The 12,651-nt window shown below is 68.4% G+C and carries 13 protein-coding genes; 8 read left to right on the forward strand and 5 right to left on the reverse strand.

All coding sequences use genetic code 11. From position 1 onward, the window contains the following. Nucleotides 1-120: 120 nt before the first annotated feature. The 4 genes from EIZ45_RS20880 (at nt 121) to EIZ45_RS20895 (ending at nt 4,836) form a co-directional block, all read left to right on the forward strand. Nucleotides 121-1,764: a discoidin domain-containing protein gene (locus tag EIZ45_RS20880; RefSeq protein ID WP_107050948.1), complete on the forward strand. Its 1,644-nt coding sequence runs from the start codon at nt 121-123 to the stop codon at nt 1,762-1,764. Nucleotides 1,765-1,773: 9 nt separating this feature from the next. Next, nucleotides 1,774-3,009, forward strand: a complete 1,236-nt coding sequence (locus tag EIZ45_RS20885) for an MFS transporter (RefSeq protein ID WP_037810198.1) — start codon at nt 1,774-1,776, stop codon at nt 3,007-3,009. Next, nucleotides 3,006-3,950, forward strand: a complete 945-nt coding sequence (locus tag EIZ45_RS20890; RefSeq protein ID WP_134665445.1) for a PD40 domain-containing protein — start codon at nt 3,006-3,008, stop codon at nt 3,948-3,950. Before EIZ45_RS20885 ends, EIZ45_RS20890 begins: the two co-directional genes overlap by 4 nt. Nucleotides 3,951-4,017: 67 nt before the next feature. Further along, complete coding sequence (locus EIZ45_RS20895; protein ID WP_134665442.1) at nt 4,018-4,836, forward strand: alpha/beta fold hydrolase; 819 nt, start codon at nt 4,018-4,020, stop codon at nt 4,834-4,836. Nucleotide 4,837: 1 nt separating this feature from the next. Here the strand turns inward: EIZ45_RS20895 and EIZ45_RS20900 are convergent, their stop codons facing one another. From EIZ45_RS20900 to EIZ45_RS20915, 4 genes are read right to left on the reverse strand one after another with little or no spacing between them, the layout of a single operon-like run. Beyond that, nucleotides 4,838-5,608, reverse strand: a complete 771-nt coding sequence (locus EIZ45_RS20900) for an ATP-binding cassette domain-containing protein (RefSeq protein WP_037810204.1) — start codon at nt 5,606-5,608, stop codon at nt 4,838-4,840. Further along, nucleotides 5,605-6,633 (reverse strand): ABC transporter permease, encoded by a 1,029-nt coding sequence (locus tag EIZ45_RS20905; protein ID WP_037810205.1) that lies wholly within the window; start codon nt 6,631-6,633, stop codon nt 5,605-5,607. The genes EIZ45_RS20900 and EIZ45_RS20905 overlap by 4 nt, the downstream gene beginning before the upstream one ends. Next, nucleotides 6,630-7,631: a sugar ABC transporter substrate-binding protein gene (locus EIZ45_RS20910; RefSeq protein ID WP_037810206.1), complete on the reverse strand. Its 1,002-nt coding sequence runs from the start codon at nt 7,629-7,631 to the stop codon at nt 6,630-6,632. Before EIZ45_RS20910 ends, EIZ45_RS20905 begins: the two co-directional genes overlap by 4 nt. Before the next feature lie 29 nt (nt 7,632-7,660). After that, a complete protein-coding gene (locus EIZ45_RS20915; protein ID WP_134665440.1) occupies nt 7,661-8,533 on the reverse strand; it encodes a sugar phosphate isomerase/epimerase in 873 nt (290 codons plus the stop codon). A gap of 100 nt (nt 8,534-8,633) precedes the next feature. Here EIZ45_RS20915 and EIZ45_RS20920 point away from each other — a divergent pair, with 100 nt between their 5' ends. Beyond that, nucleotides 8,634-9,644: a LacI family DNA-binding transcriptional regulator gene (locus EIZ45_RS20920; RefSeq protein ID WP_037810209.1), complete on the forward strand. Its 1,011-nt coding sequence runs from the start codon at nt 8,634-8,636 to the stop codon at nt 9,642-9,644. After that, on the forward strand, nt 9,641-10,642 hold the full coding sequence (locus tag EIZ45_RS20925; RefSeq protein ID WP_205670065.1) for a Gfo/Idh/MocA family oxidoreductase: 1,002 nt from the start codon (nt 9,641-9,643) through the stop codon (nt 10,640-10,642). The genes EIZ45_RS20920 and EIZ45_RS20925 overlap by 4 nt, the downstream gene beginning before the upstream one ends. A gap of 1 nt (nt 10,643) precedes the next feature. Here the strand turns inward: EIZ45_RS20925 and EIZ45_RS20930 are convergent, their stop codons facing one another. Beyond that, entirely contained in the window at nt 10,644-11,240 is a 597-nt protein-coding gene (locus EIZ45_RS20930; protein ID WP_037810210.1) for a TetR/AcrR family transcriptional regulator, read from the reverse strand. Between the two features lie 61 nt (nt 11,241-11,301). Between EIZ45_RS20930 and EIZ45_RS20935 the strand changes: the two genes are divergently transcribed. After that, nucleotides 11,302-11,961, forward strand: coding sequence for an SDR family NAD(P)-dependent oxidoreductase (locus tag EIZ45_RS20935; RefSeq protein ID WP_134665438.1), 660 nt, complete (start codon nt 11,302-11,304; stop codon nt 11,959-11,961). Nucleotides 11,962-12,014: 53 nt separating this feature from the next. Further along, on the forward strand, nt 12,015-12,518 hold the full coding sequence (locus EIZ45_RS20940; RefSeq protein ID WP_037810212.1) for a GNAT family N-acetyltransferase: 504 nt from the start codon (nt 12,015-12,017) through the stop codon (nt 12,516-12,518). Nucleotides 12,519-12,651: the final 133 nt, after the last annotated feature.

The raw sequence follows: 12,651 nt of genomic DNA on the forward strand, positions 1-12,651 counted from the left end.
GTCGGGGGAAACCGGGCCCGCTACTCTGCCGTTTTAGTTAGGAAACTTTCTTAACGCAACGAGACGCCGCAGAACCGTAACGCCGCCGCCCTGTTCCCGTCCGGCCCGAAGGAGTGCGACGTGTCCTCGTCCCGTGTCCGAAGTCTCGCCCGGTTCGCCTTGCCGGCGGCCGCGGTGGTGCTGCTGCCCGCCGCGGTCTCGCCCGCGCGCGACGCCAGCGCCGCTGCCGCCGATGTGCTGCTGTCCCAAGGAAAACCCGTCAGCACGTCCACGCTCGAGACGTCCACGTTGAGCGGCGAGAACGCCGTCGACGGGAATCTCAAGACCCGCTGGGCCAGTGCGGTCAGCGCCGACGCGCAGTGGCTGCGCGTCGATCTCGGCCAGGCCGCCACGATCCACCGGGTGAAGCTGAACTGGGAAGCGGCGTACGCCAAGAAGTACCGCATCGAGATCTCCGACGACGGCGAGAACTTCAAGTCGATCGCGACGATCACCAGCGGCGACGGCGGTACCGACGACCTCACCGGGTTGTCCGGGCACGGCCGGTTCCTGCGCTTCGTCGGCACTGAGCGCGCCACGAAGTACGGCTACTCCCTGTGGGAGCTTCAGGCGTACGGCACGCCGGACTCGTCCGGTGACACCCAGGCGCCCACCGCTCCGTCGAACCTCGCCGCGGGCGAGATCGGCTCGAACAGCGTCGGGCTGACCTGGGCCGCTGCGACGGACAACGTCGGCGTCAGCGGGTACGAAGTGCTGCGGGACGGCAAGTCCGTCGCCACCAGCACGAGCACGTCCTACACCGACAACGGCCTCTCGCCGGACACCGACTACACCTACACCGTCCGCGCGAAGGACGCCGCTGGCAACGCGTCACCGGCCAGCAGCGCGGTCAAGGTGCACACCAAGCCGGGGACCGCGGGCAACACGTTCGTCCTCGCCGCGGCCGGCGACATCGCCGAACAGTGCACCGCCAGCAGTTCCAGCTGCATCCATCCGAAGACCGCGAAGCTCGTCCAGTCGATGAACCCCGCCGCGGTGATCACCATGGGCGACAACCAGTACGACGCCGAGGACACCGGTCTGACGCTGCAGAACTTCAAGGACTACTACGACAAGACCTGGGGCAAGTTCAAGAGCATCACGCACCCGATCCCGGGCAACCACGAGACCTACGACGACAACAAGCCGTTCGAGGCCTACGAGCAGTACTTCGGCAAGATCGCCACGCCGAACGGGAAGCGGTACTACAGCTGGGAAATGGGCAACTGGCACTTCATCGCCCTCGACTCCAACGGCTTCGTCGACGACAAGGACGGCGGCGAGCTCAAGGACACCGACCAGATGAACTGGATCAAGCAGGATCTGGCGAAGAACACCAAGGGCTGCGTCGCGGCGTACTACCACCACCCGCGGTGGAGCTCGGGCGACCACGGCGACCAGCGCGGTTCCAAGCAGCTGTGGGACCTGTTCGCGCAGAACAAGGTCGACCTGATCCTCAACGGCCACGACCACCACTACGAGCGGTTCGTGCCGCAGGACGCGAGCGGCAAGGCGAACCCGGCCGGTCCGGTCGAGATCATCGGCGGCATGGGCGGGGCGAACCCGTACCCGGTCCACTCCGCGCACCCGACCACGGCGAAGCTGCTGAAGGACACCTTCGGCGTGCTGAAGCTGACGATGACCGACAACACCTTCTCCGAGCAGCTGATCGGTCTCGACGGCAAGGTCCAGGACAGCAGCCCGACCTACACCTGCCACAACTAGGGGCCGGTCATGTACATCGCGACAAGCCGTAGTTCGGACGTCGCGGCGGGCACCGACCGGAAGGCCGGCCTGCGCCGGGTGTCGGCGAACGTCGTCGCACTCGGCGCGGTCAGCCTGGTCACCGACATCTCCTCGGAGATGGTGACCGCGGTGCTCCCGCTGTATCTGGTGCTCGGCCTCGGGCTCAACCCGCTGCAGTTCGGCCTGCTCGACGGGCTTTACGCGGGAGCCACCGCCGTGGTCCGCGTGCTCGGCGGGCATCTGGCCGACCGGTGGCGGCGGCTCAAGGCGGTCGCCGGGTTCGGCTACGGCTTGTCCGCGGTGTGCAAGCTCGGCCTGGTCGCGGCCGGTTCGTCGGTCGCGGCGATCGGCGTGGTGCTCGCCGCCGACCGCACCGGCAAGGGGCTGCGGACGGCCCCGCGCGACGCGTTGATCTCGCTCAGCAGCGAGCCCGACACGCTCGGCCGGTCGTTCGGCGTGCACCGCGCGATGGACACCGTCGGCGCGTTCCTCGGCCCGCTCGTCGCGATGGCCGTGCTCGCGCTGAGCCTCGGCAGCTACACGTCGGTGTTCTTCACCAGCTTCTGCATCGCGGGGATCGCGGTCATGCTGCTGGTGTTGTTCGTCCGGGACCACAAGCAGGAAATCGCCGACCGGGCCGCGGTGTCCGTGCGGGCGGCGTTCGGGCTGTTGCGCGAGCGGGGTTTCCGCCGCGTCGCGATCTGGGCGGCGCTGCTGGGGTTCGTGACGCTCGGCGATTCCTTTGTGTACCTGGTGCTTCAGCGGCGCTGGGACGTCGCGGCGACGTTCTTCCCGTTGCTGCCGCTCGGCACCGCCGGGGTGTACCTGGTGCTGGCGGTCCCGCTGGGCAAGCTGGCCGACCGGATCGGGCGCTGGCCGGTGTTCCTCGGCGGGCACGTCGCGCTCGTCGCCGCGTTGATCGCGTTGTGCGGGCCGGTTTCCGGGTTCTGGCTCGCGGCGCTTGCGTTGGGCCTGCACGGCGTGTTCTACGCGGCTACCGACGGGGTGCTCATGGCCGCGGCCGGACCGTTGGTGCCCGCTGACCTCCGGGCGACCGGCCTCGCGGTGGTCCAAACTGGACAGGCCGCCGCCCGGATGCTTTCGTCAGTCCTCTTCGGACTCGCCTGGACGTTGTGGGATCTGCAGCCCGCAGTTCTTGTGGCGGCCGGAGCTCTCGCTGTCGTGGCGCTCGGCGCCGCTTTCGCAAGGCCGGTGCGCAAATGAAAAAGGTTCTTCTCGCCGTCGTCGGAACTGTGGTGCTCGCGGCTGCCGCGGTGGTTTACACCGTTGCCGCGCGGCCCAGTCCGGCTGAACCCGCGAAAGTGGAGCACCTTTCGCTCGCGCCGGGGCAGTTGTTCTTTCGTAGCACTAAAACGGGCAACGTCGGCGTTGTTCCGCTCGCGAATCCTGGTGCCGCGCCGAAGTTCAGCGATCTGAAGTGCGACCGGTTCGCCGTGTCCGCGTCGACGGGGATGTGCCTCGCCGTGCGGCCCGGCACCTTGCCCGCGGTCAGCGATTTCAGCATCCTCGACCGGAATTTCGCCACTACGCACAAGGATTACCTGCCGGGGACGCCGAGCCGCGCGCGCGTTTCGCCGGACGGCAAGCGGGTGTACTGGACGGTGTTCGTCACCGGCGATTCCTATGCCGCCACCGGGTTTTCGACGCGCGCCGGGATTTACCAGCTGGACAACGGCGAACTGGAGAAGACGATCGAGGAGTTGCCGGTCCTGGTCGACGGGAAGCGGTACTTCTCCTCGGACGTCAACTACTGGGGCATCACGTTCAGCAAGGACGGCAAGCGGTTCTACTCGACACTGGGCACCAAGGGCAAGACGTATCTGATCGAAGGCGACTACGACACCTACCGCGGTAAAGCGCTGCGGGAAAACGTGGAATGCCCGTCGCTGTCGCCGGACGAGACGCGGATCGCGTTCAAGAAGAAGGTCGGCGAGGGCGTCTGGCGGCTGTCCGTGCTCGACCTCAAGACGATGCGGGAGACCGCGCTCGCGGAGACTCGCAGCGTCGACGACCAGGCGCTTTGGCAGGACGACCACACGATCCTCTACGGACTGGACAACGCCGTGTGGTCGGTGCCCGCGGACGGGTCCGGAGCCCCGCGCAAGCTGGTCTCCGACGCCGCGTCGCCGGCCGTCACCCACTGATTCGACATCTCTTTACGTCGTATAGTACCCTCGCGTCCGGCGATACTTTACGACGTAAAGAGATGAGATGGCTGAAGCGACTCTGCACGACGGAACGCGGATCGAAGCGCAGGTGCACGGGGACGGGCCGGTGCTGCTGCTCCCGGTCGACCCCCGGCCGGCGGAAGGACCGGAGGCCGAGGCGGCCCGGCAGTGGGGCGCCGATCCGGAGCTGGGCCGTTCGCTGATCGAGGGATTCGCCGGGTTCCGGGTGGTGGCCTTCGACTACCAGGGGCACCGGATGGCGCATCCGGCCGAGCTGACGCCGGACGCGGTCGCGGCGGACTTCCTCGCCGTGGCAGATGCGGTCGGGGCGGCGCGGTTCTCCTATTACGGGTATTCGTGGCTGGCGCTTTCCGGGTTGCAGCTGGCCTTGCGGACGGATCGGCTGGACGCGCTGGTGATGGGCGGGTATCCGCCGCTGGACGGGCCGTATGCGGCCATGCTCGCGGTGACGCGGGCGACGCACGAGATGGCGCTCGCCGGGCCTACTGCTGAAACCAAAGGCGAGCCGGGGGACTGGGATTCGGTGGACGTCACGTTGTCCACCGGGCAGACGAAGCAGTTCGTGACGCTTTATGAGGCATTGCGGGATTTCGACGACCGGGCGATCGAGCTGTCCTGCCCGCGGTTGTGCTTCGCGGGTTCGGAGGACCGGATCGGGTACAGCGAACGGTGGGGCGGGGTAACCGTCGACATCGCCGGGCCGCTGCTGCGCGAGCGCGCCGAACTGGAGGCGCGCGGGTGGACCGTCGAGGTGCTCGACGGCCTGGACCACATGAGCGCGATGCAGGCGGCCGCGGTGCTGCCGGTGGTGCGGCCGTGGCTGGAGAAAGCGGTCTCGTGAGCTATTGCCGCAGCTCGTGTTCCAGCGCCTCCAATTCCGCGCCACCGGCCATCTGCCGCGTCAGCTCGGGCAGCTCGATCTCCGACTTCTCGTAAGACCCGAGCGCCGTGCCGCGTTTGAGCAGCAGGAAGCGGTCGGCTACCGGGTACGCGTGGTGCGGATTGTGCGTGATCAGGACGACGCCCAGGCCTCGGTCGCGGGCCTGGGCCACGTACTTCAGCACCACCCCGGCCTGCTTCACGCCCAGCGCGGCCGTCGGCTCGTCCAGGATCAGCACCTTCGCGCCGAAGTGGATGGCCCGGGCGATCGCGACGCACTGCCGTTCGCCGCCGGACAGCGTGCCGACTGGCTGCTCGACGTCGCGCAGGTCGATGCCTAGGTCGGCGAGGGCCTTCTTGGTCAGCTCCCGGCCTTTGCGCCGGTCCAGGGCGCGGAACGGGCCGAACCCGACGGTCGGCTCGGAGCCGAGGAAGAAATTGCGCCACACGCTCATCAACGGCACCACCGCGAGGTCCTGGTACACCGTGGCGATCCCGCGGTCTAGCGCTTCCCGCGGCGAGGCGAACCGCACCGGTGCGCCTTCGACGAGGAACTCGCCTTCGTCGTGCTGGTGCACCCCGGCGAGGATCTTGATCAAAGTGGACTTTCCCGCGCCGTTGTCGCCCAGCACGCAGGTGACCTCGCCCGCGTTGACCACAGTGGACACTTCGCGCAGCGCGACCACGGTGCCGTAACGCTTGCCGACGTCCTTGACTTCGAGGAGAGCGTTCATCGCCGGACCCTTTCCGCGCGCCGCCGCAGAGCGTTGTTGACCAGGACCGCCGCCAGCAGCATGATCCCGAGGAACAGCATGAACCAGTCGTTGTCCCAGCCGGCGAACACGATGCCCTGGCGTGCCATGCCGAAGATCAGCGCGCCGATCGCCGCGCCGACGGCCGAGCCGAACCCGCCGGTCAGCAGGCAGCCGCCGATCACCGCGGCGATGATGTACTGGAATTCCAGCCCGATGCCCTGATTCGCCTGGACGCTCGCGAACCGCAGGATGTTGATCGACCCGACCAGCCAGCCGGCCAGCGCGGTGCCCATGAACAGCAGGATTTTCGTGCGCACCACCGGAACGCCGACCGAGCGGGCGCTCGTGGCGGAACCGCCGACCGCGAAGATCCAGTTGCCGAAGCGCGTCCGGACCAGCAGCCACGCGGCCACCGCGATCGCGCCGAGCCACCAGACGATGGAGATCTGGAACGGGGTGCCGCCGACGTCCACAGTGGAGGCGAAGACGAAACCGGCGGACGCGTAGCCGTCGGTCGAGCGCATGCCGGAGACCTGCACGGTGCCGGTCACCAGCCGGGTGACGCCGAGGTTCAACCCTTGCAGGGCAAGGAAAGTGCCGAGCGTGACGATGAAGCTCGGCAGGCCGGTTTTCATCACCAGCCAGCCGTTGAACGCGCCGACCGCCAGTGCGAAGACCAGTGAGACGAGCAGCGCGAGCCACACGTTCCAGCCCGCTTGGGTGGCGAGGATCGCGGTGACCAGCGAGGTGGACGCGGTCATCACGCCCGCCGACAGGTCGAACTCGCCGCCGACCATCAGCAGCGACACCGCCACCGCCATGATGCCCAGCGTCGCAGCGTCGTCCAGCCAGGTCGCGGCTCCGCTCGCGCTGAAGAACTTGTCAGAGGCGAAGGTGAAGAACAGGAAGACCACGACCGCGCCGAGCAGCGCGCCGATCTCCGGGCGGATCACCAGCCGGTCGGTCAGCCGCGGCTTCTCCAGCCGTTCGTCGAGGGTCGTCATCGGGTGCCCCTTTGCACGTACTGGCCGACCTTGTCCACTGTGGATTTGTCGACCAGGTCGGGTCCGGTGAGCACCGGTTTGCCGCCGCCGACGACGTTCGCGTTGTCCCGGTACAGCTTCAGGAACTGCACCGGGAGATAGCCCTGTTCGTACTGCTGCTGGTCGACCGCGAAGAGCACGTCGCCCGCCTTGATCGCGGCCACCACGTCGGAGTTGAGGTCGAACGTGGCGACCTGCGCCTTCGAGTTCACCGATTTGATCGCGCTCACCGCACGGGCGGCGACCTGCGAGTTCAGTGTGAGGACCGCGTCGATCGAGGAATCGGTCTGGACCGCGCCGCGGATGCGGGACTCGGCGTCGGTCGGGTTGGAGATGTCCACCTGCAGCGTCTGCACGGTGCCGGCGAACCCGGTCTTCGCGCCGTCGCAGCGTTGCGCCTGCCCGACGTTCCCGGCCTCGTGGATCACGCACAACAGCTTGTGCTTGCCGAGTTCCTTGAACTTCTTCCCGGCTTCTTCACCCGCGATCGACTCGTTCTGCCCGACGTGGGTGAGCGCGCCGTACGCCGCGCTTTTGTCCTCGCCGGAGTTGATGGTGATCACCGGGATCCCCGCGCGCACCGCGGCCTCAATGGACGGACGCAGCGCCTCGGGGTTCGCCATCGACACCACGAGCCCGCCGGTTTGCTGCGCGACCGCGTTGTCGATCAGCTTCGCCTGCGCGCCCGGATCGCCGTCCGAGGTGTATTCCACTTGTACGCCAAGGTCTTTGCCCGCTTGTTCGGCGCCGTTCTTCACCACGTTCCAGAACGCGTCGCCCGCGGTGCCGTGCGTGATCACCGAGACCTTCAGCGGCCCGGACGGTGTCGGCGCGGCGGCGGGCGCGGTCGTCTTCGGTTCGGCGGCCGGACCGGTGCACGCCGCCAGCAGCAAGCCCGCGGCCAGCAGGCCCGCCACCGCGCGGCCGGAGCGCCGTGCGCGCTCCCAGCGATGGGACATCGTTGTCTCTCCTCGCTTGTTTTCCGACGTCAGCCGGTGATGGTGCGCAGGTACGAAAGGCTGGCCGCGACGTCGCGGCCGGGGCGGTCCACCGGGCTGTCGTCGCTCAGCGCGGTGTCCTGCTCCAGGACGTACCAGCCGTCGTAGCCCGCTTCCGCGACGGAACGGACCATGGCTTCGATGTCCACGTCACCCTCGCCGAGCGGCACGTAGAGACCCTTGCCGACTGCTTCGGCGTACGGGAGCTCGCCTGCCCGGACGGCGTTCGCCAGCTCGCCGCGGACGTCCTTGAGATGCAGGTGCCCGATCCGCTGGGGATGCCGCTGGGCGAGCGCGACCGGGTCAGTGCCGCCGATCAGCAGGTGGCCGGTGTCCAGGCAGAGTGGGAGATCCGAATCGGTGAGGAAGCGTTCCACCTCGGCCTCGGTCTCCACGTGCGTGCCGACATGCGGGTGCAGAACGGTTTCCAGGCCGTGTTTTGCCGCTACGTCGCGGATCTTGCCTGCCGTGCGGACCAAAGTGGACCATTCGGCGTCCGTGAGAGTGGGCCGTTCGTCGTAGCCGTCGAGGCCGGTTGCCGCGGCGAGGACGAGCATTCCACCGCCGCAAGCCGCGAAGAGCGCGGCCGAATCCTCGGCTTCGGCGACGGCCGTGTCCGGGTTTTCGTGCAGCGGCACCGCCAGGAAGCCGCCGACGAGGTCGAGCCGATGGCTTTCCAGAAGCTTCTTCAACTCGGCCGGTTCGCGCGGCAGATAGCCGGGCGGGCCCAGTTCTGTTGCGGTGACGCCCAATTCGGCCATCTCGCCGAGCACCGCCGGGGCGTCGAGCACGCGGCCCCAGCCGGGAACCTCGCAGACTCCCCACGAGATCGGGGCGGCGGCGACGCGGATCTTCGCGGTCATGGATCCCTCTCCGGTCGGGGGACACGCTCTTGATTAGAGCGCTCTAATCTTGTAGCGTCCGACCCGTCGCGTCAAGCGCTTCTCCGGGGAGGTTTTCGCAATGGGGAAGCCCACCATGGAGGACGTCGCCGCGCGAGCCGGGGTCTCGCGGGCCTTGGTGTCGCTCGTGATGCGCAACGCGCCGAACGTGTCGGCGCAGCGACGCGCGGCGGTGGTGAAAGCGGCCGAGGAGCTGGGTTATTCGCCGCACGTGATGGCGCGGTCGCTGGCGAGCCGGACGTCGACGGTGCTCGGCGTGATGGTGAACGACCTGCGCAACGCCTTCTTCGCCGACGTGGTGGAAGGGCTGGACGCGGCGGCGCAAGCGGCCGGTTTCGATCTGATCCTCAACACCGGCGGGCGGATGCCCTCTCGGGAAGGCGCGGCGTTGCGCAGTCTTCTGTCGTTCCGACCGGCTGGCGTCGTGCTGTTGTCGCCGGTGGTTCCGGCCGCTGCGATCGAGGCCGCGGCACGGCAGTGTCCGGTAGTATTGGTGTCACGGACTTCTCGGCTGTCCACTGTGGATACCGTGAACGACGACGGCGAGGCTGGTGCCGCGCTGGCGGTCGAGCATCTGGTCCAGTTAGGACATCGGCGGATCGCGCATCTCGACGGCGGGGGAGCGGCCGGTGCCGCGGCCCGGCGGCGAGGGTTCCGGCAGGCGATGCGGGCGCACGGGCTGGAGCCGATCGTGGTGCGCAGCGAACACACCGACACCGCGGGCGAGAAAGCCGTGCAGGAATTGCTGTCTTCGTGCGCTCCGACCCCGACCGCACTGGTCGCGGGCAATGACTTCAACGCGGTCGGCGCGATCTCGGCGCTCGAGGAACACGGGTTGCGGGTACCGGACGACGTTTCGGTGGTCGGCTACGACAACACGTCCTTGGCTTCCCTTCGGCATATTTCACTGACCACAGTGGACCAGCCACGCGCGGAAATGGCGCGGCTGGCTTTCGACGCGCTCCTCGAGCGCATCCGCGGTGAACGCACTGAACCGGTGCGGCATCTGCTTCATCCGTCCCTGGTCGTGCGGGAGACCACGGGACCCAACTCAGGAGAGGCGCAGCGATGAGGGTGGGACTGGCAGGAGCCGGCCGGATCGGTGCCGCGCACGCGGAAACGCTCGCGGGATTCGACGAGGTCACGTCGGTGGTCGTCGCGGACGTGGATCCCGCGCGCGCCCAGTCGGTCGCCGCTCGGCTCGATGTCGAGGCGGCCGACGGAATCGACGCGCTGTTCCGGGCTGGTCTCGACGGCCTGGTCATCGCGGCGGCCACGGACGCGCATCCGGAATTGATCATCCAGGCGGTCGACGCCCGGGTGCCGGTGTTCTGCGAGAAGCCGGTGGCCGCGGACATCCCCGGCACGCTCGCGGTGATCGACCGGATCGCGGACTCGGACGTCCCGGTCCAGATCGGCTTCCAGCGCCGGTTCGACGCGGGCTACCAGGCCGCGCGGGCCGCGGTGGAGAGCGGCGAACTGGGCTGGCTGCACAGTGTCCGGGCGACCACTTTGGACCCCGCGCCACCGCCCGCCGCGTATATCGCGCATTCCGGCGGTCTGTTCCGGGACTGCGGGGTGCACGACTTCGACATCCTCCGGTGGGTGACCGGCCGGGAGGTCGAGGAGGTGTTTGCTGTGGGGCGCAACAAAGGCGAGCAGTTCTTCACGGACGCCGGAGACGTCGACACCGCAGCGGTCGCGCTGACTCTCGACGACGGAACTCTCGCGACGGTCTCGCTGACGCGCTACAACGGCGCGGGCTACGACGTGCGTTTCGAGGCCCTCGGGTCGCTCGGGAATGCCGTGGTGGGCCTGGACGACCAGGCTCCGCTGCGGTCGGTGGAACCGGGCGTCGAACCGTTGCCGGGACCGGCGTATCCGGGCTTTATGGAACGCTTCCGGACGGCCTACGCCGCTGAGCTGCGGGCATTCCTGGATGTTGCCGCCGGGCTTATTCCGTCGCCCGCGGGGGCGGCGGATGCGTTGGAGGCGTTCTACATCGCGGAGGCGTGCGAGGTCTCGCGGAAGGAGAACCGTCCGGTGCGGGTCGCCGAGGTGCGCCGGTAGGTCAAGCTCGCGGGCGAAGCAGCTTCTCCACCAACGTATCCACCAAATCTCCCGGCACCGCCGCCCCGGTGAGTGCACAGTAGACAATCGGCCCCAGCAGAGCGTCCATTGTGGCCTCCGGATCTAGCACCGGAGAAACCTCGCCCGCTTCGGCAGCCCGCGTCAGCATCTCGCGCTCCGCGATCTGCCTCGGCTCCAGGTAACGCTCGTGGAAGCGAGCCGCAGTGCCCACGTCGTGCTGCGCTTCGGCCAGCAGGGTGAGCAGGCACTTGCCCGCCGGGTCTTCGGCGAGGAAGTGCGCGAAGTCGCGCAGGTACGCCCGGATGCTGTCGGCCGTCGGCAGTTCCGTCGGCACCGGCAGGCGTTTCTCACTGTCCTCGATCAGCGTGTCCAGCAGGATTTCGACCTTCGACGGCCACCAGCGGTAGATCGTCTGCTTCGCGACGCCGGCCCGGCGCGCGATCGCTTCGACGGTCAGCCCGCCGAAGCCGTGCTCGACGAGCAGGTCGTCGGCGGCGTGGAGCACCGCCAGGCGAGCGGCCTCGTCGCGCCGGTTGCCGGAGCGTGCCCTGCGGGGCTGGGAATTGACTGCGGGCATACCGGGCACCTTACCGTGCTACTGTCTAGACGTGACGTTGCGTCTAGACAAAGGAGGGGTCATGGCAGCACGCCGGGCAATGGTGGTCGGGGTTTCGCGGGGCTTGGGATTGGTGCTGGTCACGGAGTTGGACCGGCGCGGGTGGGAGGTCATCGCGACGACCCGTGACGGATCGGTGCCGCGGGAAGGAATGCGGACCGAGCAGTTGGAGATGACCGACGACGCACAGATAACCGCGTTGCGCGACAGAGTGGACGGCCCGCTCGATCTGCTCTTCGTGAACGCGGCGATCGATCGCGGGAACCTGCCGATCAGCGAAGTGCCCGTCGAGATGTTCGCGGAAGTGATGATCACCAATGCGTTGAGCCCGTTGAGAGTCCTCGAAGGACTGCACGGTTTGGTCGCGCCGGGTGGCACGGTCGCGGTGATGTCGTCCGAGCAGGGCAGCGTCTCGATGAACGTCGAACCCGGATACGAGCTGTACAAGGCGAGCAAGGCCGCGCTCAACCAGCTCATGCGCAGCTACGCCACTCGCCACGAGGGCGACGGGCGCACCAAACTGCTCATCGATCCGGGCCACAACCGGACGCGGCTCGGCGGTCCGGACGCGCCGTTGCTGCCGGAGGAAAGCGTGCCCGCGGTCGTCGATGTGCTGGAAGCGCAGGCAGGCGAGCCGGGCTTGCGGTTCCTCGACCGCTTCGGCAAGCCGGTTCCCTGGTAACGACTGGGCCGATCGGGTAGCGCGGGACGGCTTCGCGTGCCAAGCTGCGGGGCGTGCCTGGATCCGGAGAATCCGAGATCGTGCTGATCCCGCTCGACGAGCAGGGGCTGGAGCGGCTTCTGGAAGCCGCGGTGGCCGACGCCGAACCGACCGAGGTCATGCCGCCGGTGGAAGGTCCCGCCGGGTGGACCGAAGCCCGCCGCGAAGCGTTTCTCGCGTTCCACCGCCGGCGGTCGCTCAATCCGGACACCGCCATCGAGACGACGTGGGTCGTGGAAGTCGACGGCCGGGTCTGCGGAGCGGCCCGGCTGCGCCCGGTGTCCGGACGGGCCGCGCTGGAGGTCGAGGCCGGAGTGTGGCTCGGCCGCTCGGCGCGCGGCCGCGGAATCGGCCGCAAGGTAACCGCGGTCCTGCTGGACGCGGCCCGCGACGGCGGAGCGGCGAAGTTCGTCGCGACGACCACTGTGGACAACGCGGCGGCCCAGCGACTGCTGAGCGGAGCAGGCGCGGAACTGGACGTGCGCGGCACGGAGATCGACGCACACCTGGACTTCTGACTGCTCGGCTCGGTCCTGCGAGCGCCCGATGGGGTTTTTCCGCCGGGTGCCGGAGCTCCTGCACCAACCGCCGCCCGGCGCGCGATTCCGATGGCCGTGAGGGCCACCCTGAGGGAATCAGATTCCCTGTTTT

This window comes from Amycolatopsis sp. CFH S0740 (genome assembly GCF_004522315.1).
GTDB classification, from domain to species: Bacteria; Actinomycetota; Actinomycetes; order Mycobacteriales; family Pseudonocardiaceae; genus Amycolatopsis; species Amycolatopsis nivea.

Excerpts from the sequence above, each read along its gene's own strand:
- EIZ45_RS20915 (WP_134665440.1), bottom strand. The coding sequence starts at position 8,533 with ATGACCGCGAAGATCCGCGTCGCCGCCGCCCCGATCTCGTGGGGAGTC.
- EIZ45_RS20910 (WP_037810206.1), bottom strand. The coding sequence starts at position 7,631 with ATGTCCCATCGCTGGGAGCGCGCACGGCGCTCCGGCCGCGCGGTGGCG.
- EIZ45_RS20890 (WP_134665445.1), top strand. The coding sequence starts at position 3,006 with ATGAAAAAGGTTCTTCTCGCCGTCGTCGGAACTGTGGTGCTCGCGGCT.
- EIZ45_RS20930 (WP_037810210.1), bottom strand. The coding sequence starts at position 11,240 with ATGCCCGCAGTCAATTCCCAGCCCCGCAGGGCACGCTCCGGCAACCGG.
- EIZ45_RS20925 (WP_205670065.1), top strand. The coding sequence starts at position 9,641 with ATGAGGGTGGGACTGGCAGGAGCCGGCCGGATCGGTGCCGCGCACGCG.
- EIZ45_RS20900 (WP_037810204.1), bottom strand. The coding sequence starts at position 5,608 with ATGAACGCTCTCCTCGAAGTCAAGGACGTCGGCAAGCGTTACGGCACC.
- EIZ45_RS20935 (WP_134665438.1), top strand. The coding sequence starts at position 11,302 with ATGGCAGCACGCCGGGCAATGGTGGTCGGGGTTTCGCGGGGCTTGGGA.
- EIZ45_RS20895 (WP_134665442.1), top strand. The coding sequence starts at position 4,018 with ATGGCTGAAGCGACTCTGCACGACGGAACGCGGATCGAAGCGCAGGTG.
- EIZ45_RS20905 (WP_037810205.1), bottom strand. The coding sequence starts at position 6,633 with ATGACGACCCTCGACGAACGGCTGGAGAAGCCGCGGCTGACCGACCGG.
- EIZ45_RS20920 (WP_037810209.1), top strand. The coding sequence starts at position 8,634 with ATGGGGAAGCCCACCATGGAGGACGTCGCCGCGCGAGCCGGGGTCTCG.
- EIZ45_RS20885 (WP_037810198.1), top strand. The coding sequence starts at position 1,774 with ATGTACATCGCGACAAGCCGTAGTTCGGACGTCGCGGCGGGCACCGAC.